Annotated in this window: 21 protein-coding genes; 9 read left to right on the plus strand and 12 right to left on the minus strand. The window is 72.9% G+C overall.

Annotated elements, in window-relative coordinates:
- Window positions 1–107: 107 nt before the first annotated feature.
- Window positions 108–623, minus strand: coding sequence for a hypothetical protein (locus ACH4E7_RS21975; RefSeq protein WP_396250702.1), 516 nt, complete (start codon window positions 621–623; stop codon window positions 108–110).
- 173 nt (window positions 624–796) lie between these two features.
- Here ACH4E7_RS21975 and ACH4E7_RS21980 point away from each other — a divergent pair, with 173 nt between their 5' ends.
- Window positions 797–2,098 (plus strand): ABC transporter substrate-binding protein, encoded by a 1,302-nt coding sequence (locus ACH4E7_RS21980; RefSeq protein WP_396250703.1) that lies wholly within the window; start codon window positions 797–799, stop codon window positions 2,096–2,098.
- Window positions 2,099–2,168: 70 nt separating this feature from the next.
- On the opposite strand, the gene ACH4E7_RS21985 is transcribed toward ACH4E7_RS21980, so the two are convergent.
- Both ACH4E7_RS21985 and ACH4E7_RS21990 read right to left on the minus strand, forming a co-directional pair.
- Window positions 2,169–3,293, minus strand: coding sequence for a hypothetical protein (locus ACH4E7_RS21985; protein ID WP_396250704.1), 1,125 nt, complete (start codon window positions 3,291–3,293; stop codon window positions 2,169–2,171).
- A 183-nt stretch (window positions 3,294–3,476) separates the two neighbouring features.
- Window positions 3,477–4,853: a transcriptional regulator gene (locus tag ACH4E7_RS21990; RefSeq protein WP_396250705.1), complete on the minus strand. Its 1,377-nt coding sequence runs from the start codon at window positions 4,851–4,853 to the stop codon at window positions 3,477–3,479.
- A 306-nt stretch (window positions 4,854–5,159) separates the two neighbouring features.
- Here ACH4E7_RS21990 and ACH4E7_RS21995 point away from each other — a divergent pair, with 306 nt between their 5' ends.
- Entirely contained in the window at window positions 5,160–5,864 is a 705-nt protein-coding gene (locus tag ACH4E7_RS21995; protein ID WP_396250706.1) for a bifunctional DNA primase/polymerase, read from the plus strand.
- 361 nt (window positions 5,865–6,225) lie between these two features.
- On the opposite strand, the gene ACH4E7_RS22000 is transcribed toward ACH4E7_RS21995, so the two are convergent.
- Entirely contained in the window at window positions 6,226–6,918 is a 693-nt protein-coding gene (locus tag ACH4E7_RS22000; protein WP_396250707.1) for a metal-dependent transcriptional regulator, read from the minus strand.
- Window positions 6,919–7,139: 221 nt separating this feature from the next.
- On the opposite strand from ACH4E7_RS22000, the gene ACH4E7_RS22005 reads away from it, so the two are divergent.
- The 3 genes from ACH4E7_RS22005 to ACH4E7_RS22015 all read left to right on the plus strand — a co-directional run bounded on the left by ACH4E7_RS22005 (window position 7,140) and on the right by ACH4E7_RS22015 (window position 9,886).
- Complete coding sequence (locus ACH4E7_RS22005) at window positions 7,140–7,904, plus strand: SIS domain-containing protein (protein ID WP_396250708.1); 765 nt, start codon at window positions 7,140–7,142, stop codon at window positions 7,902–7,904.
- Between the two features lie 196 nt (window positions 7,905–8,100).
- Window positions 8,101–9,009 (plus strand): DUF4231 domain-containing protein, encoded by a 909-nt coding sequence (locus ACH4E7_RS22010; RefSeq protein ID WP_396250710.1) that lies wholly within the window; start codon window positions 8,101–8,103, stop codon window positions 9,007–9,009.
- A 22-nt stretch (window positions 9,010–9,031) separates the two neighbouring features.
- Window positions 9,032–9,886: an alpha/beta fold hydrolase gene (locus tag ACH4E7_RS22015; RefSeq protein ID WP_396250829.1), complete on the plus strand. Its 855-nt coding sequence runs from the start codon at window positions 9,032–9,034 to the stop codon at window positions 9,884–9,886.
- A gap of 13 nt (window positions 9,887–9,899) precedes the next feature.
- On the opposite strand, the gene ACH4E7_RS22020 is transcribed toward ACH4E7_RS22015, so the two are convergent.
- From ACH4E7_RS22020 to ACH4E7_RS22030, 3 genes are all read right to left on the minus strand, one after another.
- Window positions 9,900–10,862, minus strand: a complete 963-nt coding sequence (locus ACH4E7_RS22020; protein ID WP_396250711.1) for a 2-hydroxyacid dehydrogenase — start codon at window positions 10,860–10,862, stop codon at window positions 9,900–9,902.
- 57 nt (window positions 10,863–10,919) lie between these two features.
- Window positions 10,920–14,927: an FxSxx-COOH system tetratricopeptide repeat protein gene (fxsT, locus tag ACH4E7_RS22025; protein ID WP_396250712.1), complete on the minus strand. Its 4,008-nt coding sequence runs from the start codon at window positions 14,925–14,927 to the stop codon at window positions 10,920–10,922.
- Between the two features lie 160 nt (window positions 14,928–15,087).
- A complete protein-coding gene (locus tag ACH4E7_RS22030) occupies window positions 15,088–16,455 on the minus strand; it encodes a TIR-like protein FxsC (protein ID WP_396250713.1) in 1,368 nt (455 codons plus the stop codon).
- A 198-nt stretch (window positions 16,456–16,653) separates the two neighbouring features.
- Between ACH4E7_RS22030 and ACH4E7_RS22035 the strand changes: the two genes are divergently transcribed.
- Window positions 16,654–16,851, plus strand: a complete 198-nt coding sequence (locus ACH4E7_RS22035; protein WP_396250714.1) for a DUF397 domain-containing protein — start codon at window positions 16,654–16,656, stop codon at window positions 16,849–16,851.
- 4 nt (window positions 16,852–16,855) lie between these two features.
- On the opposite strand, the gene ACH4E7_RS22040 is transcribed toward ACH4E7_RS22035, so the two are convergent.
- Window positions 16,856–17,257 carry a WYL domain-containing protein gene (locus tag ACH4E7_RS22040; RefSeq protein ID WP_396250715.1) on the minus strand — a complete coding sequence of 134 codons (402 nt, stop codon included), beginning with the start codon at window positions 17,255–17,257 and terminating at the stop codon, window positions 16,856–16,858.
- Between the two features lie 139 nt (window positions 17,258–17,396).
- Between ACH4E7_RS22040 and ACH4E7_RS22045 the strand changes: the two genes are divergently transcribed.
- From ACH4E7_RS22045 to ACH4E7_RS22055, 3 genes are all read left to right on the plus strand, one after another.
- A complete protein-coding gene (locus tag ACH4E7_RS22045; protein ID WP_396250716.1) occupies window positions 17,397–18,029 on the plus strand; it encodes a hypothetical protein in 633 nt (210 codons plus the stop codon).
- Between the two features lie 66 nt (window positions 18,030–18,095).
- Window positions 18,096–18,656: a GNAT family N-acetyltransferase gene (locus ACH4E7_RS22050; protein ID WP_396250717.1), complete on the plus strand. Its 561-nt coding sequence runs from the start codon at window positions 18,096–18,098 to the stop codon at window positions 18,654–18,656.
- Window positions 18,657–18,878: 222 nt separating this feature from the next.
- Entirely contained in the window at window positions 18,879–19,388 is a 510-nt protein-coding gene (locus ACH4E7_RS22055) for a hypothetical protein (RefSeq protein WP_396250718.1), read from the plus strand.
- Window positions 19,389–19,588: 200 nt separating this feature from the next.
- Here the strand turns inward: ACH4E7_RS22055 and ACH4E7_RS22060 are convergent, their stop codons facing one another.
- The 4 genes from ACH4E7_RS22060 to ACH4E7_RS22075 all read right to left on the minus strand — a co-directional run bounded on the left by ACH4E7_RS22060 (window position 19,589) and on the right by ACH4E7_RS22075 (window position 24,416).
- A complete protein-coding gene (locus ACH4E7_RS22060) occupies window positions 19,589–20,371 on the minus strand; it encodes an aminoglycoside N(3)-acetyltransferase (protein WP_396250719.1) in 783 nt (260 codons plus the stop codon).
- Between the two features lie 15 nt (window positions 20,372–20,386).
- Window positions 20,387–22,789 (minus strand): FxsB family cyclophane-forming radical SAM/SPASM peptide maturase, encoded by a 2,403-nt coding sequence (locus ACH4E7_RS22065; protein WP_396250720.1) that lies wholly within the window; start codon window positions 22,787–22,789, stop codon window positions 20,387–20,389.
- 52 nt (window positions 22,790–22,841) lie between these two features.
- Window positions 22,842–23,027, minus strand: coding sequence for a hypothetical protein (locus ACH4E7_RS22070; RefSeq protein ID WP_355671288.1), 186 nt, complete (start codon window positions 23,025–23,027; stop codon window positions 22,842–22,844).
- Window positions 23,028–23,345: 318 nt separating this feature from the next.
- Complete coding sequence (locus tag ACH4E7_RS22075; RefSeq protein ID WP_396250721.1) at window positions 23,346–24,416, minus strand: aKG-HExxH-type peptide beta-hydroxylase; 1,071 nt, start codon at window positions 24,414–24,416, stop codon at window positions 23,346–23,348.
- Between the last annotated feature and the right edge of the window lie 177 nt (window positions 24,417–24,593).

The raw sequence follows: 24,593 nt of genomic DNA on the forward strand, positions 1-24,593 counted from the left end.
TATCCCGTCCTGAGGTCGTGCGTGCGTGGACGGTCCAGCGTGTCACATCCTGGACAGTCGCCGCCCCGCTGCCCGTACTGCGGGACGGCACTGCCCGGCGGGAGGTCTCAGACCTGGGTCAGGATGCGCAGCACGTCCAGCGACTTGGGGGCCGCGTCCGGGTCGTCCCCGTCGCCGACGGCCAGCACGACGTGCGCCTCGCGGGCGGCCCGGACGGTCTCCGGCCAGCCGGGGTGGCCGAGGTAGGCGGAGGCCGGGGCGTCCGCACCGACCTCGTGCAGCATCTGCACGGCCCGCAGCACCGCGACGTCGACCAGGGCGGCCTCGGCGGAGTCGCGGAAGATCGTGCCCACGTACTTCTCGGCGGACCAGCGGTCCAGCCAGGTGTCCTCGACCAGCCGGTAGACGGCGTCGGTCACGTCGCCGAAGCCCTCACGGCCGGCCAACCAGGTCTCCTGCTGGAAGCCGGGGTCGGACAGCATGTGCAGCGCCGAGCGCAGTCGGGCTCGCCAGCGCCACCAGGGCAGGTCGTTGAGGGGCATGCCGCCCATCGTGCTGGAGCGGTGGCCCGGACGAGAAGGGTTTCGGGCAGACCTGTGCGAAGAATCTGTGCTGGCGGACATGGTGAACGATCGTACGTTCCCCGTCTGTTCGTGCTCCACTCGCGATCTACACGCGTACCCCTTCGGAGTTCAGCCGTCGTTTGCCGATCGTTCTCATTTCGGCCCTCTCGGCTTGTGGCGCCGGGGCTTGGCTGGTTCCGGTGCGCCGGATGGCGCCCAGAGAGGGAAGACCGATGACCAGCCGAAGGGACTCGTTCCAAGCCCGTCCCCCGATCGCCGGACGCCGCAACCGGCGCCCGATCGCCGCCGCGGCAGCCGCCGCGGCACTGCTCCCCACCCTCTTCTCGGCCACCGCGTGCGGCGGTCCGGCCGATGCCTCCACCTCTGCCGACGACCTGACCGTGATGACCTGGGCCCCGTCCGGCACCGGCTCGGCGGACCGCCCGGGCATGACCGCGCTCGCCGAGGCGATCGGCCAGGACGTCAACCTCAAGGGCGGGTTAAACGGCCACCGGCTGCACGTGATCACCTGCAACGAGCACAACCGGGCGGACGGCGCCAAGGCCTGCGCCCAGCAGGCGGTGGACGCCAAGGCGGTCGCCGTGATCGGCTCCTACAGCCAGTGGGGCGACGCCTTCATGCCGGTGCTGGAACGCGCCGGCATCCCGCTGATCGGCGGGTACGGCCTCTCCCAGCCCGAGTTCTCCAGCCCGCTGTCCTACCCGGTGGACGGCGGGATGCCCGCACTGATCGCCGGCAGCGGCCGCCAGCTGGTCGAGGCCGGCTGCAAGGCCGTCTCGCTGGTCCGCCCGGACACCCCGGCCGGCGACAACCTGCTCGGCTACCTGGGCAACGCGCTCAAGCCGGCCGGCATCAAACTGCTGGACGTCAAGGCGCCCGAGCAGTCCTCGGACTACACCCAGTGGGTCCGCAAGGCGATCGGCAGGGACGACCCGGGCAACTGCATCACCAGCGCCCTGGCCGCCGAGCCGACCGGCAACCTGCTGGACTCCTACCGGCGGCAGAACCCGAAGAACACCCGGATCGCCTCGGTGATCGGCAGCGTCCAGCAGTCGGTGGTCGACTCCACCGGCGGCGACACCGGCCCGCTGGCCGGCGCGTTCGTCACCAGCTGGTACCCGCCGGAGTCGGCCAAGACCTGGGACGGGCTGCGCGGGGTGGTGCGCTCCGACACCACCGGCGGGCGGACCATCGACGTCTCCGACCCCGGCGTGCAGACCACCTGGGTCGCCTACGAGGTGTTCCGGTCGGTGTCCGAGAAGCTGTCGGCGGCCGGCAAGCCGACCACCGCGAAGACGATCACCGCGCTGCTGGACAGCGGCGAGGGCATCGACGTGGGCCTCACCCCGCCGCTGAACTGGGGCACCACCAACATGCTGCCCAGCACCGAGTCGCCGCGGCTGGTGAACACCTGGGTCACCTACCAGGTGGTCAAGAACGGCCGGATGACCCTGCAGCAGCCGGGCTTCGTGGACGTCCGCTGGGTGCTCACCGGGGGCCGTCCCCCGGCCTGACCGGGCACGTCGCGCACGGGCGGGCCCGGGGGGCCCGCCCGTCGGCGTCGCGCAGTGCCCGGAGCACGCCCTACAGGTCGCCGTCGCTCCGGCTGGTCAGCCCGGTCTGGGTGGCGATCGCGTTCCACAGGGTCGAGGCCTGCTTCTTCGCGGTGGTCGCCGTGCCGCTGGCCTGGACGGCGTTCTTGTAGTGCTGGTTGCCGGTGTCCGGCTTCTTCGGGTCGCAGGAGGACTGGGCGTCGGTCGCCCACGCCGCGTACTCGTCGTCGGCCTGGGCCGAGGCCGTCCAGGCGGCGTTGAGCTGGTCGATCAGCTGCTGGCCGCCGGGGAGCTTGTCGGTCTTCAGCTGGCCGAGCTTGCTCTGCAGCTCGCGCCGCTTGCCGGCCGCCGCGGCCAGGGCCTGCTGCGACTCGGGAAGCTTGTCGCACTTCTGCACCGAGGCGACCGCCGAGACCACCGAGCTGCGGCTGTCGCTCGCGGTGCCCAGCAGGTCGGACAGCGGCTGTGCCTGGGCCTTGACCTCCGGGTCGGCCGCGGCGCCGGAGCCGGACGCGCTCGCCGTGCCGGGGGCGGTGCTGCCGGTGGCGGCCACCGGGGTGGTCTTCTGGCCGGCCTTGGTGTCGTCACCGCCGCCGCCCATCAGGACGGCGACCAGCACGCCGGCCGCCGCGCAGCCCGCCACCACACCGCCGATGATCAGCTTGTTGGACGGGCGGCCGCCGCGGACCGAGCCGCCGCCCTGGGTGGCGTCCGGGTCCGGCGCATAGGTCTCCTGGCCGTAGCCCTGCGCGGGATAGGCCGGCTGCTGCGGCTGCGGCGCGTAGCCCTGGTAGCCGGGCGCGGCCTGCGGCGGAACGCCGTAACCGGGCTGCTGCACCGGGTAGCCGCCGGCCTGGGGGTCTCCGCCCGGGTACGGCGGCAGGTGCTGGGTCTCCGGGGCCTCGGGCTGCGGCACGCCGTAACCCGGCTGCGGCGCGGCGCCCCACGGGGGCTGCTGGGCGGGCACGGCCTGGGTCGGCATCGCGTGCGCGCCGTCGCCGAGGTACTCCGGCTGCCCGGACGGCTGTCCGACCGGCGGCACGGCCGTGGGGCCCTGCGGATAGCCCGGCTGGCCCTGGGGCTGGCCGGGCTCCGGGCGGAACAGATCGTCCAGGTTGAAGTCACCCGAGTTGGGGTACGAGCGGCGCTGGCTCAACGCGATTCCTCACCTGGGCCGGACCGCGTGCTGACGGCGGACCACTTCTCGTCGGTTCTTGGGAGCATCACAGTTCCTTGGACGTCGCGCCCACGCTACCGGTTCGCCTCACCGGGTGACCACGTGGGCGGGACGATCCCACACGCTCCCTACACAGACGATCTCAGGGTCCGCCCGCCCTCGCTAGGCCGCCTCCGCGTCCGCCCGGGCGTGGAACTCGCGCACCACCCGCTGCTCCCGGTAGGGCTCCAGCCTGCGCCGGAACTCGTCCAGGTACTCCACGCCCCGGTTGGAGCGCAGCCCGCTCAGCAGGCGCACCGCCTGGGTGCCCGTCTCGCAGGCGCGCTCCAGGTCACGCTGCTGGAGCTGGGCGGTGGCGAGCAGGACGAGGTCCACCGCGCGGCGGCGGACCCGGGTCGGCGGGTGCAGGTCGAGCGCCCGGCGGGCGTAGTGCTCGGCCGGGCCGGCCTGCTCCAGGTCCCGGTGGCAGTGGGCGAGCTCGTCGGCGAGGTAGGCGTCGTCGAAGTGGGCGATCCAGTCCGGATCGTCCTCCGGGCGGCGCTTCTCCATCATCTCCAGCGCCTTGGCCGACACCGCCTCGCAGGAGCGGGCGTCGCCGAGCAGGGCGTGGCCGCGGGCCTCGGCGGCGTAGAACATCGCCATCGCCGTCGGGGTGGCCACCGTACGGGCGCCCTCCTGGGCGGCGCGGGCGAGCTGGGCGATCTCCCGCGGGTTGCCGAGGGTGGCCGCCAGGTGGCTCATCGAGGCGGCCAGCACGTAGCCGCCGTAGCCCCGGTCGTCGGCGGCCTGGGCCAGCCGCAGGGCCTGGATGTAGTAGCGCTGGGCCAGCCCGGGCTGGCCGGTGTCCACCGCCATGTAGCCGGCCAGCTCGGTCAACCGGGCCACCGCTGCGAAGAGTTGGCGTCCGGTCTCCTCCCGGTAGGCACCGCCGAGCAGGCCGGAGACCACCGAGTTGAGGTAGTGCACGACCACCGGGCGGACGTGCCCGCTGCCGAAGCGGTGGTCCAGGTCGACCAGCATCGCGGTGGTGGCCCTGATCGCGGCCACGTCGGTCGGGCCGACCCGGGGGCCGCCGGTGCGCGCCACCACCGGGTCGGGCGGGGTGATCAGCCAGTCCCGACTGGGCTCCACCAGGGCGGAGGCGGCGACCGTCGCCCCGGTCAGGAAGTCCCGCCGGCCGACGTCACTGCGCCACAGCTCGCACACCTGCTCCAGGGCCGCGTTCAGGGTCGGCGCGAACTGCAGCCCGATGCCGGAGCTGAGGTGCTTGCCGTCGGCCATGCCGATCTCCTCGACCGACACGCTGCGGCCGAGCTTGCGGCCCAGGGCCTCGGCGATCACGGCCGGCGCCTGCCCGCGCGGCTGCTGACCGCGCAGCCAGCGGGCCACGGAGGTCTTGTCGTAGCGCAGGTCCAGACCGTGCTCCGCGCCGCACAGGTTGACCCTGCGGGCCAGACCGGCGTTGGAGCAGCTGGCCTCCTGGATCAGTTGCTGCAGACGCTCGTTGGGCTGTCGTGCGACGAGTGGTCTCGCGGCCATTGGGCTTCGCCTCCCCACACCCTCCGGTCCCGGCCGGCGGGCGACGATTCTGCTGATCTGTTGCCGACTGTCCGACCGTCCAAGGAATCTGACACCAGGTTAGCGATCAGCAACGCCAGCGGGATACCCACGGTGACGAACCGCACCCCCCACGCGCCCTGGGAAATGCTTCCGTGCGCCCCCGCTGCGCCTGCCTCCTCCCGCCCCAACTCGGTTGAGTCACCGGTTCGGGTGACATTGCCCGGATGCGGCCGACCGGGCGCCACCGGACCGTAACCAGCCTCACGCACGGTAGTTGAGCAGCGCGTGGATGACACCCCCGACGCCCCCGGCCAGGACAAGAACGCCGACCTGCCCCCGCTGCTGATCGAAGCCGTCAACTACGCCGAGAACCGCCACTGGGAGGTAGCCCCGGGCGCCTGGCTGATCGACGGCGACGGGCCCGCCCACTGCTCCTGCGGCGACCTGCACTGCGCGCTGCCGGGCGCCCACCCGCTGGACGCGGACTGGGCCCGCAAGGCGAGCGCCGGGCCGGGCGCGGTGCGGCGCTGGTGGACCGAACGGCCCGAGGCCTCGATCCTGTTGCCCACCGGCCGGTCCTTCGACGTCCTGGACGTCCCGGAGACCGCCGGGTGCCTGGCGCTGGCCCGGATGGAGCGGATGGACCTCCAGCTCGGCCCGGTCGCGGTGCTGCCCGCCTCGCCCGGCCGGGTGGGGCGGCGGCTGCACTTCCTGGTGCTGCCCGGGGTCGCGGCCAAGCTGCCGGGGATGCTCCGCAAGCTGGGCTGGCCGCAAGGACGGCTGGACCTGGTCGCCCGCGGCGAGGGGGACTGGACGGTCGCCCCGCCGTCCCGGATCGGCTCCACCGGCTACGCCCAGTGGGCCCGCTCCCCCTCCGCGCTCAACCGCTGGCTGCCGGACGCCGCCGAGTTGATCAGCCCGCTCGCCTACGCGTGCGGCCGCGAGGCGCCCTCGCACCACGCCCAGGCCGCCCAGCCGGCCGGGGTCTGACCACAGGATCATGCCGCCCTGCGCCCGATCGGGTGAGGGCGTGCACCGCGCGACACCACGCGCGCGAGTGACGGGCCTTGCCTCCCACCGGAGGCGCGGCCCGTCATACGCATGTGCGGATAAGGCCCTGGTCTACCCGCTGGTCAACCGGAAAAGCCCCTCGTACGAGTGACAGTGCTCAAGGATTGTCATGATCGGCCGAGGGGAGGATTGCTGTGCGAGGGGACGCCGGAAGGGTCGCTCGGACGGGGAAGCCGGGCGAGGCGGTGGAGGGGAACCGGGAGGGAGCGGAGGGGACGGAGGGGAACCGGGGAGGACGGGAAGGGCCCGCTGCACGGGGAGCAGCGGGCCCCGACCGTTTTCAGGCCTGGGCGACGAAGACGTGCTGGGCGATGTCCTTGCCCAGCTCCGCCGCGTTGTCCCCGGTGCCGACCAGCACACCGGCCACACCGGCGCTCACCTTGACCGTGGAGCCCGGCCGGACGCCGGCCCGGCGCAGGGTGCTCATCAGCTCGCTGTCGGTCTGGATCGGCTCGCCGATCCGGCGGACCACCACGTCGGCCCCGGCCTCGCCCGGCTTGACGGAGTCCAGCGGGACGAGCGCGGCGTCGAAGCCCTCGCCCTCGGCCTTGGTGTCGCCCAGCTCGTCCAGGCCCGGGATCGGGTTGCCGTACGGGGACTGGGTCGGGTGGCCGAGCATGGCGAGCACCTTGCGCTCGACCGTCTCGCTCATCACGTGCTCCCAGCGGCAGGCCTCCTCGTGCACCTGCTCCCACTCCAGGCCGATCACGTCGACGAGCAGGCACTCGGCGATGCGGTGCTTGCGCATGACGCGCACCGCGAGCCGGCGGCCCTCCTCGGTGAGTTCCAGGTGGCGGTCCCCCGCGACCTGGAGCAGCCCGTCGCGCTCCATCCGGCCGACCGTCTGGCTGACCGTGGGACCGCTCTGCTCCAGGCGCTCGGCGATCCGGGCCCGCATCGGGACGATGCCCTCTTCCTCCAGTTCCAGGATGGTGCGAAGGTACATCTCAGTGGTGTCGATCAGCCCAGACATCGCCGCTGGCTCCGTTCTTCGGTGTCCTCACCGCCAATTCTGACGTACCGCACCGACGAGCGGGCCCGCCCGGGGGGTTCCGGTACCGGTTTTCGTTCCTGTTGACAGCGGTGCCGCCGGGGCGCGACCGTGCTCGCCGTAGTTTTCTCCACTGGCGGTCTGGACCACCCCGGCCGCCCCGCCCGGCCGGCGCCCCCACCGGCAGAGAGCGAAGGCAACCGATGAACGACCTGGTCGGCAGGTACTTCGACGCCGCCATCGACCACCTGCAGCGGGTCCGCGAGGAGGAGGCCGACACCATCGAGGCCGCCGCCGCCCTGCTGGCCGAGGCGATCTCCGAGGGTCGCCGGGTGTTCGCCTTCGGCGCCGGGCACTCCTCGCTGCCGGCCCAGGACGTGGTCTACCGGGCCGGCGGGCTGGTCCCGATGAACCTGCTGAACGTGCCCGGGATGGCCGGGGTGACGACGATGCCCGCGCCGCTGGCCAGCGCCCTGGAGCGGGTCTCCGGGCTGGCCACCGCCACCCTGGACCTCACCCCGGCGACCGCCGGGGACCTGCTGTTCCTGATCTCGCTGTCCGGCCGCCAGGTGATGCCGGTCGAGCTGGCCCGGTACGCCCGGGACCGCGGGCTGAAGGTGATCGGGGTGACCTCGCTGGCCTACCCGGGCGAGGTGCCCTCGGCGCACCCCTCCGGCACCTATCTGAAGGACCACTGCGACGTGGTGCTGGACAGCAAGGTCGCGGTCGGCGACGGCGAGCTGACCCACCCGGGCGCCGAGACCTCCTTCGGCCCGGTCTCCACCATCGTGACCAGCGCGCTGATGCAGGCCGTGGTCGCCTCCGCGGTCGGCCGGCTGGCCGACCGGGCCGCCGCCGGGGACGCCCCCGCCCCGCCGCTGTTCCGCTCCGGCAACGTCCCGGGCGGCACCGAGTGGAACGCCGAGCAGATGGCCGAGAACGCCGGGCGCATCCTCTACACCTACTGAGCCCCGCCCACCGGCACACGCTGGGTGCCGACCCGAGCACGGGGCGTACCGGACAACCACCGGGGCTTCCCGGCCATTGCGGGCGGCCCCGGGGCTAGGGAGGCGTGCCGGGAAGCCGCCCGGGGCAGGAGAGCGGTGCGACCGGAGCGACGGGTGGGGGCCGAACATGGCGTCTGGTGCGGGACGGACCGGGTGGGTGCGTGAGCGCGAGCTGCTGCCCGAGTTCTTCTGGGCCGCCGACGCGGCCTCGCTGCGCGGCCAGCACCGCGCGGTGCTGCTCTCCGCCTGGGAGCTGCTCCTGCTGCTGATCGCCGCGGCGGCCGGCTCGGCCGACGGCGAACCCTGGGCCTGGCCGGCGGCCGGGGCCTACCTCGGCGCGATGGCGCTGGCCGTGGTGATCAGCCGGCAGAACCCCCAGGGCCTCTGGTACGAGGGCCGGGCCGCCGCCGAGTCGGTGAAGACGCTGGCCTGGAAGTTCGCCGTCCGGGCCGACGCCTACCAGCCGCCGCCGCGCAGCCTGCCGGACGCCGAGGGCCTGTACCGCTTCCAGCTCGCCCGGGTGCTGGGCGCCTTCCGGGACAGCCCGGTGGCCGTGCCGGCCTCGAAGGTGGAGCTCGCCGGGATCACAGAGGCCATGCGCGACCTGCGCGACCAGCCGCTGGCGGTGCGCCGCGAGGTGTACCTGAACGAGCGGATCCGGGTGCAGCACGACTGGTACCGCGGAAAGTCCCGCTACTGCGCCCGGGCCGGGTACTGGACCGGCGTGCTGGGCGTGCTGCTGCCGGCGCTGGGCCTGGTGCTGGCGTTGCTGCGGGCACTCGGCGCGTTCACCTACGACGCGCTGGGCACGGTCTCGGCGGTGGCCGCCTCGGTCACCGCCTGGGCGCAACTGCGCCAGTACCGCCCACTGGCCGCCGCGTACGGGCTGGCGGCCGACGAGCTGGAGCTGATCCGGAGCCAACTCGCCCGGCTGGACCTGGAGTCGGTGGACGCCGAGGAGATCTGGGCCCGGCTCGCCCGGGACGCCGAGGACGCGGTGTCCCGTGAGCACACCACCTGGCAGGCCCGCCGGGAGGTGCGCACCACCACCGACCGCGAGCACTGAGGAGGAACACGTGGCGTTACGGATGGTCAAAACGGTGGACGGCCGCGCCCTCGCCGTCGAGTCCCTCGGCGACCCGCGCGGCCGTCCGGTGTTCCTGCTGCACGGCATGCCCGGCAGCCGGGTCGGGCCGCATCCGCGCAGCACCGTGCTGTACCGGCTGGGGGTGCGGCTGATCTCCTACGACCGGCCCGGCTACGGCGACTCGACCCGGCTGTTCGGCCGCCGGGTGGCCCACGCGGCGGCCGATGTCCGCACCATCGCCGACGAGTTGGGGCTGGACGGCTTCGCGGTGCTGGGCCGCTCCGGCGGCGGCCCGCACGCGCTGGCCTGCGCGGCGCTGCTGCCGGAGCGGGTCAGCCGGGTCGCGGTGCTGGTGGGCCTGGCGCCGCGCGACGCGACCGGCCTGGACTGGTACGCCGGGATGACCCCGTCCAATGTCCGCGCCTACCGGGAGGCGGACCGCGGGCACAGCAGGATCGCCGACGCGATGGAGTTCCGCTCCCGGCAGATCAAGGACGACCCGGTCCGGCTGCTGAACGGGCTGCGCACCGAGCTCTCCCCCGCCGACCGGGAGGTGGTGGCGGACAGCGGGCTGCGGCAGATGCTGCAGAGCAACTACCGGGAGGCGTTCCGGCACGGCGCGGACGGCTGGATCGACGACATGCTGGCCTTCACCGCCGCGTGGGGGTTCGAGATCGACTCGATCCGGGTGCCGACCTGGCTCTGGCACGGCGCCGACGACCAGTTCTCGCCGGTCGACCACTCCCGCTGGCTGGCCGACCACATCCCGGGCTCCGAACTGTTCCTGGAGCCCGGGGCGGCGCACTTCGGGGCGTTCCGGGTGATGACCACCGCCCTGGCGTGGGCAGCGGGCTAGGACCAGGGCGCGGCTAGGCCTTCACCGGGGTCAAGGGTTCGCCCCCGCCCAGTACGGCCACGATGTTGTCCACCGCGAGGTCGCCCATCGCCTGCCGGGTGCGGACGGTGGCGCTGCCCAGGTGCGGGACCAGCACCGCGCGTTCCTGGGCGAGCAGCGCGGCCGGGAGGTCGGGTTCGTGCTCGAAGTTGTCCACGGCGGCGGCGAACAGCGCCCCGGACTCCAGCGCGGCGGCCAGCGCCTCCTCGTCCACCACGCCGGCGGTCATGCTGACCACCACCGCCCCGCGCGGCAGCATCGCCAGCCGGCGGGCGTCCAGCAGGTGCCGGGTCTCCTCGGTGCACGGGCAGGTGACGACCAGCACGGTGGAGGTGGCGAGCAGTTCCTCCAGCGGTTTCCACTCGGCGCCCTCGGCCTGCCCGGGCGGCAGTTCGCGGCGGTTGTGGTAGCTCACCGGCATGTCGAAGGCGCGGGCCCGGCGGGCCACCGCCTGCCCGATCCGGCCCATGCCGAGGATGCCGAGCGGGGTGCCGGCCAGCTCCAGGCCGAGCAGGAAGTTCGGCGCCCAGGTCCAGGGCGTGCCCGAGCGCAGCAGGCGTTCGCCCTCACCGAGCCGGCGGGTGGCGGCCAGCAGCAGCGCCCAGGTCGTCTCGGCGGTGGCGGTGGTGAGCACCCCCGGGGTGTTGGAGACCACCACACCGCGTTCGGCGCAGGCGGCCAGGTCGATGTTGTGGAAGCCCACCGCGTGGTTGGCGACGATCTCCAGCTGCGGGCCCGCCGCGTCCAGGAACTCGGCGTCCACCCGATTGTTCAGGGTGGTGAGCACGGCCCGCCGGCCGCGGACGGCGTCGAGCAGCTCGGCGCGGTCCATCTCCTCGTCGGTGTCGCGGCAGGTCACGGCGTGGTGCGCGGTGAGCCGTTCGATGACGCCGGGCGCGAGGCGCCGGGTGACCAGGACCGGGGGCGGGGTGTCCATACGCACCTTTCCATGATTCGCTGCGCTCGCAGGGCGCAGCGTACCCCGCCCTCCCGGTCACACCGGCTGCGGCTCCAGGTCGCGGTTGATCCGCTTCCAGCCACGCGCGGAGACCGTGTTGGGGTGCTCCTCGCCGACCTGGCGGATCAGCTCGGCGATCGCCCGCGCGCGCAGCTCCGCGGCATGGGTGTGCCGGCCGGCCGCCCGCAGGGTGATCGCGAGGTTGGCCTCGCAGGCCACCGCGTCCGGGTGCTGGGGCGAGTAGCGCTCGCACAGGCCCTGGTAGGCGGCCCGGCCGAGCCGCTCGGCGAGCTCTATCTGCCCGTCGTCGCCGTAGGCGTTGGCCAGGTTGATCACCGCGTTGAGGGTGTACGGGTGCTCCGCCCCGACCGAGCGGGTCAGCCCCTCGACGGTGAGCCGGCCGCGCTCGATGGCGCCCTGGACGTCGCCGCTGCCCCGCAGGTAGATGCCGAGGTTGTTGGCGCAGGCCAGGGTGAACGGGTGCTCGTCGCCGAACAGCCGCCGGTGGCCCTCGAAGACGGTGGCGCAGAGGTCCCGGGCGGCCTCCTTGTCGCCCGAGGCGCTGTGGTCGGCGGCCAGGTTGAGCGCGCAGGCCAGCGCGTCGGGGGCGTCGGCGCCGTACCGCTCCAGGTAGCGCTCGTAGGTCTCCTTGGTGATCCGGCGGGCCTCGGCGAGCTGGCCGATCCGACGCAGCGAGACCGCCAGCGACTTGGCGTTGCGCAGGTTCTCCGGGAGGTCCGGGTCGAGCACGTCGCCGAGGTCGGAGGTGACCTCCTGGAGCAGATCCACCGAGCCGCGGTAGTCGCCGAGTTCGCGCAGGTCGCGGGCCAGGTTGGACTTGGTGGACAGGGTGTAGGGGTGCCTGGGCCCGAGCACGGCGGTGCGCCGGTCGAGGGTCTCCTGATCGAGTTCGCGGGCGGCCTCGCTGTCGCCGACCAGTCGGTAGTCGATCGCCAGGTTGTTCGCCATGGAGAGCGTGCGCGGGTTGTCGTCGCCGAACAACTCCCGGAACTGCTCCAGGATTTCCTGGTCGAGGTCCAGCGCGGCCTGGAACCGGCCGAGCGCCCGGCGGTCGGCGCCCAGCGAGCCGGCCGTCATCAGGGTGTACGGGTGGTGCTCGCCGAGCAGCACCCGCTGGCGCTCCAGGGTGGCCTCGTCCAGGGCCAGCGCCTCGGCGTAATTGCCCTGGGAACGGAGCACGTTGGCGAGCTGGAAGCGCAGCAGCAGGGTCTGCCGGTCGTCCTCGCCGAGCTTGCTGGTCCACTCCGCGTCCAGGGCGTGACCCAGGTCGCGGGCGCGGTCCAGCTCGCCGCGCTTCCACAGGTAGCGGACCCGGTCGATCAGCAGCTGTCGGGTGTCCGCCTCGTCGCAGTTGTGCGCCTTGGAGGGCGACAGGTGCGGCCAGATCTCGTCGAAGGCGGGCCAGTTGGCCGGGTCGTCGGTGTCGCCGAGGACGGGCCGGGCGCCGGTGAGGATGCGGTGCACCTCGTGGACGGCGATCTCCTGCTCGTCGTCGGTCATCCCGGCCCGGATCACCGCCTGGACGAGCCGGTGCACCTGGAAGCTGTTGCTGCCGGCGTCGACCTTGGCCAGCGCGTACCGGCCGATCGCCTGGATCACCTTGCCCAGCATGAACTTGTCGCTGAGGTCGGCGTCGAACTTCACCAGCGCCCGGATCATCTGGTCGCTGTAGAAGAGGTTCATCGAGATCGGTTCGGGTGCGAAGAAGGCGCACAGCTGCAGCAGCCGCACCGCCGCCGGGGACTGCTGGCGCAGCCGTCCGATCGAGACGTTCCAGGTCGCGGCGACCGGGGTCGGGTAGTCGGCGGGGCGGCCGACGGCGAGCGCCCGGGCGGCCTCGGCGTGCAGCTGGGTGACGTAGGTGTCCACCGGGGTGCCGGTGGTGTCCAGCCAGGCGGCGGCCACCTCGACGGCCAGCGGCAGGTCGCCGACCGCCTCGGCGACCCGGTCGGCGTCCGGGCGGGAGAGGCTGCGGGCGCGCCGGCACAGGTGCTCGACGCTCTCGCCGCGGGTGAAGACGTCGACCTCCAGCGCCTCGGCGTGCCCGGTCCAGGCCTGGTTGCGGGAGGTGACCAGGATGTGGCCGGAGCCGCCGGGGAAGAAGCGGCGGATCTCGGCGGGCTCGTCGGCGTTGTCGAAGATCAGCAGCCAGCGCGAGGTGGGCACGCCGCGGCGCAGCGCCTCCCGGGCGGCCTCGGCGGCCTCGGTCACCGAGTCGCCGACCCGCAGGCCCAGTCGGCGGGCGAGTTCGGCCAGCGCCGGGGCGACCAGCTCGGTCTGCTCGGCGTCGATCCACCAGACCAGGTCGTAGTCGGACATGAAGCGGTGGGCGTACTCCAGCGCCACCTGGGTCTTGCCGACGCCGCCGAGCCCGTACAGGGTCTGCGGGGTGGGCAGCACGGCCGCCATGCCGCCGCGCAGCTGGTTGCGCAGCTGCTCCAGGACGGCGGCGCGGCCGGTGAAGGACGGGTTGCGCGGCGGGACGTCCCACACCGAGGGCTTGCTGCCGGGGAAGCGCGGGCCGCCGCTGGGGGCGTCGCCGAGCGCGACGTCGCCGCGGCCGAGCGCGCGCAGCAGGCTCTGGATCGACTGGTTCTCGTCGCGGCCGACCAGGTCGACCGGGTTGCGGTTGCTGAACGGCGCGGTGAGCCGGACGTCGCCGACCCGGACGGGCAGCAGCTGGCGGCGGGTGCCGGAGGGGTCGGAGCTGACCACCGACTCCCACAGCGCCCGCGCCTGCGGGGAGCGCTGGTAAGCGGGCGAGAGCACGGCGACCGTGCGGTAGGCGGAGTCGATGCCGCGCTCGGTCTCCTCGCGCGGGTCGGTGCCGGCGCTGAGGTCGCGCGGCAGTACCCGGAAGCCGGCCCGGGTCAGGATCGACTCGATCCAGTCCGCCCACATCCGGTCCTCGGGCACGTAGGACAGGTACAGGTCGGCGGGAACGGACGGGCGGCGGCGGGTGAAGGCGTCCACGTAGCGCAGCCGCACCTCCTCGTCCATCACCGGCAGGCCGGTGACCCGGCCCTCGGTGATCATGGAGGTGAGCCGCTCGCAGGCCGCCAGCATCGAGGTGGGGCTGCCGGTCTGGTCGCCGAAGGTGGCGAGGATCTCCTCGTAGGCGTAGAACGGCCGGTACGGGATCTCCACCGAGCCCCAGTACTGGGCGAGCTCGTCGCCGCCCAGGCCGGACGGCAGTCCGTCGAAGCGCACCCGGGCCAGGGCGCGGCCGGCGTCGGCCTTCTCCTTCTCGCCCTCGTCGATGCGCATCGGGACGGGCAGGATCCGGATGCCGCGCTCGCGGTAGCGGTCGTGGATGTGCTGGGCGATCCGGGAGGCGCCGTCGATGGACTGGTCGCTGAGGGTGAAGCAGACCACCAGGTCGTCGGGCATCTGCACGGTGCAGATCTCGGCGATGTCGGACAGGCCGGTGCGGGAGTCGATCAGCACGTAGTCGTAGCGCTTGGCCATGTCGGCCTTGAGCGCGTCGAAGAACTGCCCGCCGTCGAAGCGGTCGTAGAAGATGTCCCAGTCGAGGTGGGTGACGGCCTCGGAGTAGTCCCGGTTGAACTGGCCCGCGGAGAGGAAGTCCAGGCTGCCGCCGGCCGGGAAGTGCGGCCAGGTGAGCGAGAGCGCGTGCGGGTGCACCCGGGCGAAGTCCAGGTGCCAGCCCTCGGCGTGCTCGACCGGGCGCAGCGCCTCCTCCCGGTACTCGGCGATGAGGTCCATCATCCCGGTCGTACCGGCCAGGGAGGCCGGGTCGAGGAAGGGGTGGAAGAACTTGGCCAGGCCGGGCGCCTCCAGGTCCCAGTCCACGGTGAGGACGCGGAAGCCGTTGGCGGCCAGGATCCAGGCGGTGTTGGCGAGGGCCATGGTGCGGCCGGTGCCGCCCTTGTAGGAGTAGAAGGTGATGATCCGGCCGTTGCGGTCCTGTGCCGCGCCCTGCCGCTCGGCCTCGCGCTGGGCCGCGAGGTCGGCGGCGGTGAGGCCGCCGAGGCGGAGGTTCCTGGTGCGGTTCTCACTCATGCGGCCACCTCGCTGCGCTCGGCGGTCGCTTCGCGAGACACGCGCCCGTCAATGATTCGCTCGCTTCGCTCACTCATCGATTTCCTCGTCCTCCCAGGGGCGCCATCCCGTCATCGGGGTCATCGCCGGCGTCACGGTGCGTTGCGGTGCGTTGCGGTCGTCACGGTGCGTTGCGGTCGTCATGGCCGGGGTCGTGGGGGTCGGGGTCGTGAGGGTCGGGCCCGTACGGTTCCACCCTGTGCCCGCCCTCCTCGAAGCCGTCCGGACCGTAGGGACTCGGCGCTCGCCGGAAGGCCTCCCGCAGGCTCGGCCGGGGAGCCGGCGGCTCCTCCGGTTCGGCCCTGGTGCGGCCCTCGAAGGCGTACTTGGCCTTCATCGCCGCCCGGGGAAGCGCGTCGTCGAAGTCCTCCAGGGTGTTCAGCCCGGTCGGGCCGGTCACCCCGAGGAAGCTGGGGCGGCCCGCGCGCCGGGTCTTGCGCAGCGTCTGGTCGCTCAACCCGCTGAACTCGCCGTCGCGTTCGAGGCACTCCCGGTCGTCGGTGTTCCACGGCTCCAGCACGCTCACCCAGGTGGCGTCGGAGCTGTCGAAGCGGCGGACCAGCTCACGGCGGCGCGGGTCGCGCAGCGCCCACCGGTCCAGCAGCAGCAGTCCGGGGGCCTCGGCGTTCCCCTCGATGATGGACTCGACCTCGTCGTCGAACTCGTGGACGGTCGGCTGGAACCCCAACTGCCTTGCCAGGCGCACCGCGTGCTGCGCGATCGGCGACCCGGCCGGACGGTAGGGGTGCCAGTCGCTGCGCTTGGCGCCGTAGAAATCGGGGTTGCGGTCCGACGGCAACTCGCCCTGGTGGTAGGTGAGTACGGAGATCCGCAGCTGCTTGGTCGGGGCGGTCACGTTGAAGGCGCTGGGGAGCCCGTTGAACTCCAGCCGCCGCCCGACCGGGATCACCGTCTCCTCCGCCACCTGCACGATCCGCGCCGCCAGCCGGTGCACGGCCAGCTCGTAGGCGGAGCGGAAGTAGGTCAGCTTCATCAGCGCGTACAGGCCCTCGGTGGCGTAGTCGGGTCCGAAACTCGCGTGGTTGAACTGCAGTTCACTGGCCACCTTGGGCAGCCGGTAGCGGCTCATCGGCGCCCACAGCACCGGGACGATGCCGCTGGTGCGCTCGGCGTCGATGGTCGCCGGATAGACCGGGCGGCGGGTGAAGGCGTGCCACTCCTGCCCGCACGGCACGCTGTTGAAGTACCGGGGCGAGTACAGCGGTACGAACACCCGGCAGCTCGCCAACTCCTCGGACAGCCGTTCGGCCCACAACTCGCCCTGGTGCATGGACTCGTCCATGAACCCGACCGGCACCCCGGCCGGGGCGGTGGTGAGTTGCAGCACCGCCTCGCACAGGTCCCGGTACAGCTGCCTGACCCAGTGGTTCGGATCACCGGCACCGCGCGCACCGGACTTCGGGGTGTGCGCGTAGGAGAGGAAGAAGTACGGCCGGGCGTCGTCCTCGTCCCAGCCACGGTCGTTCACACGCGCCTCCCCCGGGCCCGTCGGCAACCTGGTTCCCGCAGCCCCCGTGCGGCGGGGCTTCAGTGTAGGAACGACTGGCGCCCCAATGGAATAGCACAACGACTCGCACGAATTGACATGACCGAAACGATGCCGCTGCGCTCCGTGTGGAAGCAGTACCCTCGTTGCGGCCATCGCGAACGATCAGGAGATACGCCCATGGACCAGCTCAACTGGCAGCGGTCGACCTTCAGCGGCGACCAGGCCAACTGCCTCGAAATCGCCTCCGAGGGCGACCTCGTCTACATCCGCGAGTCCGACAACCCCACCCACGTGGTCACCACCACCCGCACCAAGCTCAACGCCTGGATCCTGGGCGCCAAGGACGGCGAGTTCGACCACTTCGTCGGCCTCTGACCCCTCACCGCCGGTAGCGGACGGCCGGCGTCCGGGCCGTCTCGGCGATGCGGTCGCGGAGTTCGACCGGTTCGAGGACCGCGAGGTCAGTGCCCAGCCGCAGGAACTCCCCGTAGGCGTGGTCGATGGACTCGATGGGCGCCCGGGCCTCCGTCCGGCCCTCGCCCGCAGGTGTCACACCGAGGCGGCGGGCGCCCTCCGGGGTGGGTCGTACCAGCGCCTCCCCGGTGTGCAGCCGGGCGCGGAAGTCCGCCGGGTACGTCCGCCGGTACCCCGCCGACTCGAAGCCCTCCGGCATGGCGAACTCCTCCTCCAGCTCCAGCAGTTCGATCACCTGGTGGACCCGGTGGGCGCGGCAGCACTCACCCCGCTCCTGAAGCCCGATGTGCCGCTTCGACCACTTCACCGCCTGCCCCCGACCCGTGAGGGCAGCGAACGCTGCCCTCACGGGCCTTCCCATACTCGTGGTCCGACCGTGACGCTGGTCTTCCCGAGAAGTCGGACGATCGGAAGGGGCTCCTGTGGGCGCGCGTGACCACGGCAGGATGTCCGAGCACCTCAACGCCCGGCCGCAGCCCCGCAAGCGTGCGGCCTCATGCCCCGAGTCCCATTCGGCGCGGGCCGCCGCCCACATCACGCCGGCCACGGCTGCGGCCCTCCAACGCTCCGTGGGCAACCTCGCGGTGGGCCACGCGCTCCAGCGCGCCGGGGGCAAGAAGACCCTCGGTGCCCAGATGGACAAGGTCGCCGCGCAGAAACCCTCGACGAAGTTCGCGACGGCGACCTCGTTGAAGCAGAAGAACGGGCGGGGTGGGAAGAAGCGCGACGACGAGGTGATCTCGGCGACCAGCGGTTACGACGGCTTCTCACGGGAGCAGCGGGGCACCCTGGAGGCCAGGGAACTCTACGAGGAGGCCCAGGAGACCGCCGTCGGCCAGGGGTGGCGGCCGCCGTGGGCCGACATCGAGCAGTTGGAGGGCTGGCCACCGCACAACTGCGCGGAGGCGCACCTCTACATGAAGATGGTCGGCAAAGGGCTCAACCCCAAGTACTACCGACTGGCGACGTACGACGTCGACGAGCGGATCGCACCGCCCTGCAAGAACTGCGCCCAGTGGGTGGGCAAGGCCTTCGGTGCCGTCGTCGGCGGGAACCGCGAGTACAACCCCGGCCGGTGAGTGACGACCGCCAGGGCCCGCGAATATCCGGTGGCAGGCCCGGGGGCAGGCGTCGAAGATCAGCAGATGCATGCCTTCCTTGAGACCGAGCGGCTCGTGCTGCGCCCGTTCACCGAATCCGACGCCGATCACCTCTTCGCACTGGACAACGACCCCGAGGTGATGCGGTTCATCAACGGCGGAAAGCCGACCAGCCGGGAGACGGTCGGGACGAGGATCCTGCCGTACCTCCTCCACGACTACCCGTGCTTCGGCACCCGTGGCTTCTGGGCCGCCGAGGAGAAGGCCACCGGGATCTTCCTCGGCTGGTTCGAGTTCCGCCCCCTCGACGAGCACAGCCCCGCCGTCGTGGAGCTCGGATACCGGCTGAACCAGGCGTCCTGGGGCAAGGGCTACGCCACCGAGGGATCGCGGGAGCTGATCGACAAGGGCTTCACCGAGCTCGGAGTGGAGCGGGTCACCGCGAACACCATGGCCGTCAACACCCGGTCCCGGCGCGTGATGGAGAAGTCGGGCCTGTCGTTCCTGCGGAACTTCACCGGCGACTGGCCTGACGTGATCCCCGGTTCCGAGCACGGCGAGGTCGAGTACGAGCTCACCCAGTCCGACTGGCGGCGGCGCCGGTAGCCGTCACCCGCCGGACGGCCTTCGCCCGTGCGACCGAACCGGTGCGTCCCCCGGCCGGGTCGGCCGTCGAACAGGCCGCTCCCGTCCCGGGTTGGTCCGACTGGTCGGATCTGCCGGTGGGTCGCGCCGGGACGTTCCGGGCGGCGGCGGAGGCGAGGTTATGAATGCCCGGATGACCGTTCGTCATCCGACTATCGGTGAACATCAGCCTCAGGAGCCACGATGCGCCCCATCAGAGCAGCCTGTCTCGGCACGGCCACTGCGCTGGCCACCCTCCTCGTTTGCGCCCCTGTCGCGGCCGCCGCCGCGACGGACACCGATTCCGCCCACGCCAAGGGCAGAGACCGGGTCTTCACCATCATCGGCCGGCTCGCGCAGGAGACCCATTTCCCCGTCAATCCCGGCGGCGCCCCCGCCCAGGGCGATCGGGCCGTCTTCCGCTCGATCCTCTTCGACCAGAACGGCAACGAGATCGGCGACACCGGCGGCACCTGCACCACCACCCGGGCCGACAACGGCGGAGCCGAGGAGTGCGTCGTGACCTACAACCTCCCGGGCGGCCAGCTCTCCGTGCAGGGGATGGTCTTCGGTTTCCTCAACCCGGGCCCGCCCCCTTCGTTCGACAACGGGATCACCGGCGGCACCGGGGAGTTCGACCGGGCTCGTGGCATGGTCCACGCCGACACGATCGCTCCGGGCACGAGGCGCTTCACGGTCGACCTCGACCACTGACCGACCCTGCCCCCGCCCGGTGAAGGCCGGCGGGGGGCTCCTTCACGTCACGTCGCTCTCAGCAGTCCGATCCCGGACGTCGCCGCGTGCGGCGCGACCGGCCCACAGCCGCCTCCCCTTCGCGCGGGAAGTCGGCCCGACCGACTTCCCGCGCACAGCCACGGGCGACCGGGCGGGGGCGGGGCGAGGAAACGGCGGGATCAGGTGGAGGAGAGGGTACGGGTGCGGAGGAACTCATCGGCGAGGTCGACCGCCTCCCGCACCGGGACGAGGCGACAGTCGGCGGTGCCGATGCGGGCGGTGGTGACACCGGCGGCGGCCGCGAGGACGCGGGTCCCGAGGTCGGCGAAGTGCACGTCGTCCAGGTCGGGAGCCTGGAAGCCGGTCCAGCCGTCAGGGGTCACGCAGCGGTACTCGCGGAGGCGGACGTCGGGCTGGCGGAGGTCGGCGAGGTGGAAGGCGGTGAAGCGGGCCATCGGGACGCCGAGCATCAGTACCCGGGCGTCCAGGTCGTACAGCCGCCCGAGCGGGGAATCGGGGCCCAGGTGCGAGGTGAGGGGGTGGTGGGCCGTGATCTCCCCCGCGAGCGGGCCAAGGGCGGCCCAGGACGTCTGCGGGTGACCGCTACGCAGGGCGCCCGGGCGGGTGCGGACGGCCTCCGAGAGCGTGCCCATCGTCGGGGACGCCGGAGTGCCGGCCGGGTCGAAGCGGGGCATCAGCGCGCGGTAGGCGTCGACCTCGGCCGGCGACAGCCCCGCGACGGCGGCCTGGTAGGCGCGCGAGGTGGAGGAGTTCTCGGGCGTGGCGGTGTACGCCACCAACGTCCCCTCCGCTCCCAACACTTCGCGCAGGGCGTCGACCACGCCGCCCGCCCCGCCCTCGACCGGTCCGAGCGCCCGCAGCGACGCCTGGACGTGCAACACCATGCCCGGACGGACACCCAGTCGGGCGAACCGATCGGCGAGGACGGCGGCAGACAGCACAGCGACTCCTTCGAATCAGGCTCCGGCAAGCCGGAGTTGCCCACGGTCCCGACGCGCCCGCTCGGCGTCCCGCTCCGCCGCGGCCGGCAGCGACACCGCGAGCCACGGGGAGACACTCTCCCGCATCCCGTCCGCGAAACGTCGGCCGAGCGCGGTCAGCGTCCCCGACTCGGCCAAGCGCTCGACCGCCTCCGCCGTGTAGCGCCGCCAGAGCGCGAACTGTGCCCGCGCCCGGTCGGCCGCCTCACCCGGCAGACCGTCGTACGCGGCCGTACGCGTGCCCCAGTACTCGGTCACCGCGAGGTGCGCGTAGGTGCCCTGGAGCAGTCCCTCCAGCGGGCGCGGATCGGACCGCCAGGGCGCGAAGTACAGCCGGTCGTCGGCCCGGTCGTAGAGGTCGAACAGGTCCAGCACGGCCCCCAGCTTCACGTGCTGGAACTCGTGCGCGAGCAGCAGCGCCAGGGTCGGCGCCGTCGCGGGCCGGGCGATGCCCACCGCGCCGTACGCCTGCCGGGCCGCCGAGCTGATGTCCCGGCCCTGCGGCCCGGGCCGCAGCGGGGTCACCGTCGTCAGCCCTGCCCGGATGCCCTCCGCGTACCCGGGCAGGTCCCGCCCGAGCAGCTCCCAGGCCTCCCGCAACGCGCCGGTCCAGCCGAGCAGTTCACCGTCCGGGAGCCGTCCGGCCACCGGGTGGTCGTGGCTGTCCCGCAGCGGGTCGACGTCCTCCAGCGCGACCGTCCACCCGCCCGCCAGCCGGACCCGACGCAGCGGCTGGTCGTATGAGATGAACACCGACCCGTCCGAGGCCCGCACCGAGAAGCCGTCCGCCAGCCCGGTGACCACCGCCTCCCCGTCCGGTACGGCGATCCGCCCCAGCGTCGGCAGGTGCAGCCACCCGCCCCGCACCGGCACCGCGACCGCGTCCCCCCGACCGGCCCGCACCGCCGCTGCGGCCGCCAGCGCCGCCAACTCCCCCAGTCCGACGGTCAGATCCCCGCCGAGTCGGCGCGCCGCCCAGGCCCGCGCGTACGGATGCGCCAGCACGGCGTCCACCACTCCCGGCGCCGCCTCGTCGAGCGAGGACAGCAGCCCCCACGCCTCGGCCCGCCCCTGCCCGGAGGCGTCCCAGGCGGCGGCCAGCATCGCCCGGGTCAGCGCCAGCTGCGAGCGGCCGAGGGCGGCGACGGTGTCCGCGCCTCCGTACCCCCGGGCCAGTTCGTCCAGTTGCGCAGCGGTGAGCACGGCAGGCAGCAGCGGCTCTCTCCCCTGCGCCGGGACGGACGAAGAACCGGAGGACGAACTGCCGCCCCCCGCAATGCCGTTGATGAGCGTCATGAGGTCACCGCAGTAGACAGAAGGATTGTCGAAACCAGTGTCCGCCCGGTAGCGGTGGGCGTACAGCCCGCCACCGCACGAGCGGACCACGGGACAGGCCCGGCAGTCGGCGCTCAGTCCGGCCAGACCGGACTGGCGGGCGGCGATGCCGGGGTGGAGGGCGAGGTCGTCGAGGCTGTGCTCGAAGACGTTCATCCCGGTGGCGGGCGCTCCGTCGTACGCGGTCTTCAGGCTGTCGGCCTGCTCGAAGGTCCCGTCCGTCTCCAGCACCGCCAGGTCCGAGGGTTCCAGGCCCAGTGACTCGGTGAGGCTGGAGAGCCCGCGCCGGGTCCGGTGCACGGACTCGAAGGTGCGCACGGCGAACGGCCGCCGGTCCGCTTCCCACAGCCTGTGGACGGTGAGCAGCCAGTCGGCGTAGGGGGTGTCGCCGCCGCCCGGGACCCGCTTCGGCGGCTCGTCCCAGGTGGCGTGCGGGAGCAGGAAGTCGACGGCCGGGGGCCGGAGTTCGGCGAGCGCGCGGTAGACGGCGACCGGGTCGTTCTCGATGTCGATGGTGCACAGCAGCCCGGCGAACAGGTGCCGGTACCCGGGCTCGTTCAGCAGCGCGACCGCCCGCAGGACCTGGGGGTGGCTGCTGCGCCCGTCGGCGAAGCGCCTATGGCGGTCGTTGGATGCGCGGTCGCCGTCCAGCGAGACGCCGACCTTGACGTCCAGCTCCGCGAACAGCGAGAGGAAGGCGCGGCTCAGCAGCACGCCGTTGGTGTGGATGCGCAGGTCGAGGGCGCAGCCGGGCGGAAGCACCGCCCGGAGCGCTTCGGCGGCGCGGCGCAACCGGTCCGGGCCGGCGAGCAGGGGTTCTCCCCCGTGCAGGACGACCCGGACGGCGGACAGCCGATGGGCGGCCGCGTGCTCGCCGATCCGTTCGGCGGCCTTGGCCAGGATCTCGTCCCCGATGACCTTGGGGCGGGAGCGCCAGCTGCTGTCGGCGTGCTCGTAGACGTAGCAGTGGTCGCAGGCGAGATCGCACCGACTGTGCATCTTGACCACGAATTGCGTCAGTGGCACCGGAATTCGCGTCGTCATGGGTGTGGCAGGTTCGGCTCGGCCTGGAGTCCGTTCGGCGTTCCGGGCCGGGTCAGATGGAGGAGTTGAAGGCCGCTACCGGCACGAGGCCGGATTCCGCGCCGGGGAGTGCGCGCTGCAGTCGGGCGGCCAGTTCCTCGGCGCCCAGGGCGGCGAGTTCGGCGAGGGACGGGCGTTCCGGCGTCTCCTGAGTGTCAGTGAGGTTGCCGGCCGGCCTGGTGCTGGTTACCGGAGTCATGTTCGTTTCCTTAGGCGCGGTTAGGACCTGCCGAGTCCGGGTAGGTCACCCGGTTGCGACCAATGTAGTGCCCACGCGGACTCCGCGCGGCACCTTGCCTCCTCAAGTTGGTCTGCCCAGCCGATCGACGCCATACCACGGCGCACAAATCCCCAAGAATTCACCCGTTCAGCGGTCGCGCGCTTCGCCGCTGCGCGCGTCGAAGCGCGTTTACCTGAGCAGGCGTTCGAGCCCGTCGACCGGCCCCGGCAGGGACGCGCGCGGGGTCGCGGCATCGGCCCGGGAATGCCGGCTCGACGCCCGAACGGCCCAATGCCCTCAAGCGCACGGGCCCGGCCCCCTCAGTTCGCGGACGGAACGAGCCAACTCGTCGGTGAACTCCCTTCCCTGCGGAGTGAGTTCACCACACCCCAGCAGGGTTTCGGCAGCGGCCAGGGTGTGCCCCCGCCAGCGCGCGAACTCCCCTTCCGCTCGGCCCCGTTCACTCACCCCCGCGGCCGCCTCCGCGCACCAGAAGGACGCGACGCCCAGATGCGCGTACGCCCCCTGCAGCAGTGCGCCGACCGGGCGCAGATCAGGCCTCCAGGGCGCGTGGTAGATCGCCGGCCCGTTGGGGCGGTGCAGCGGCACCAGGTCCAGCAGGGCACCGAGTTGGATGTGCAGGAACTCGTGCACCAGGGCCAGCGCGAGCAGTACCGGTTCACCCGGCAGCGAGACCGCCACCGCGCCGTACGCCCGCCGGGCGGCCGCACTGACCCCCTCTCCGCCGGGCGCCGGCCGCAGCGGCACGATGGTGCCGACACAGGCCGCGACGGCCTCCGCGTGCCGGCGGTGCCGGCGCACCAGGATCCGCCAGGCCTCGGCCAACCGGTCTTCCCACCGTGCGAGTTCGCCGGGCGACAGCGGTCCGGTCGGGGGCCGCCCGTAGTCCACCCGGCGCGGCCCGACGTGGTCGATCACCGGCGCCCAACGCAGCCCGTCGCACTCCAGCGCGAGCGCCGGGCCCGCCGCGGCCCGGACGAACTCGCCCAGCCCGTCCAGCGGTACCGCCGAGCCGCCCGACGACGCCCGCAGGCAGTCGGCCGCCCAGGCGTCCAACTCCGGCTGCAGCAGCAGCTCTTCCCAGCGCGGCCGGTCGTCCCGCTGCAAGGCTCGCACCTGCCCGTACGCCGCGCGGTAGCCCTCGTCCTGCGGGGCCGCCCGGCGCAGGGCGAGCAGCAGCAGCGCCCGCTTGCTCAACTGCCCGGCCCGCAGCAGCCGGACGGCGTCCGGGCCGCCGCGCGCGCCGGCGATCGCCCGGAAGGTCGTCCGGTCCATGCCGTGCCGGGGCAGCCCGTCGGCCCCCCGCGCGCCCGGTACCCCGGCCGCCACCGCCTCGCCCGTAGCCATCGGTTCGTCCTCTCGTGAACAGCCGGCCCGTGAACAGCCGGCTCATGAACAATCCGCCTCGTGAACAATCCGCTTCAGAACCAGCCCGATCGCGAACAGCGCACGGCCGGCCGGGTCCGCCCGCAGTCTCCCCACGAGGCGGCGGCTCAGCCGGTCCGGGCTCGCGCATGACCCGAA

It is taken from the genome of Kitasatospora sp. NPDC018058, from assembly GCF_044327205.1.
Classification (GTDB): domain Bacteria; phylum Actinomycetota; class Actinomycetes; order Streptomycetales; family Streptomycetaceae; genus Kitasatospora.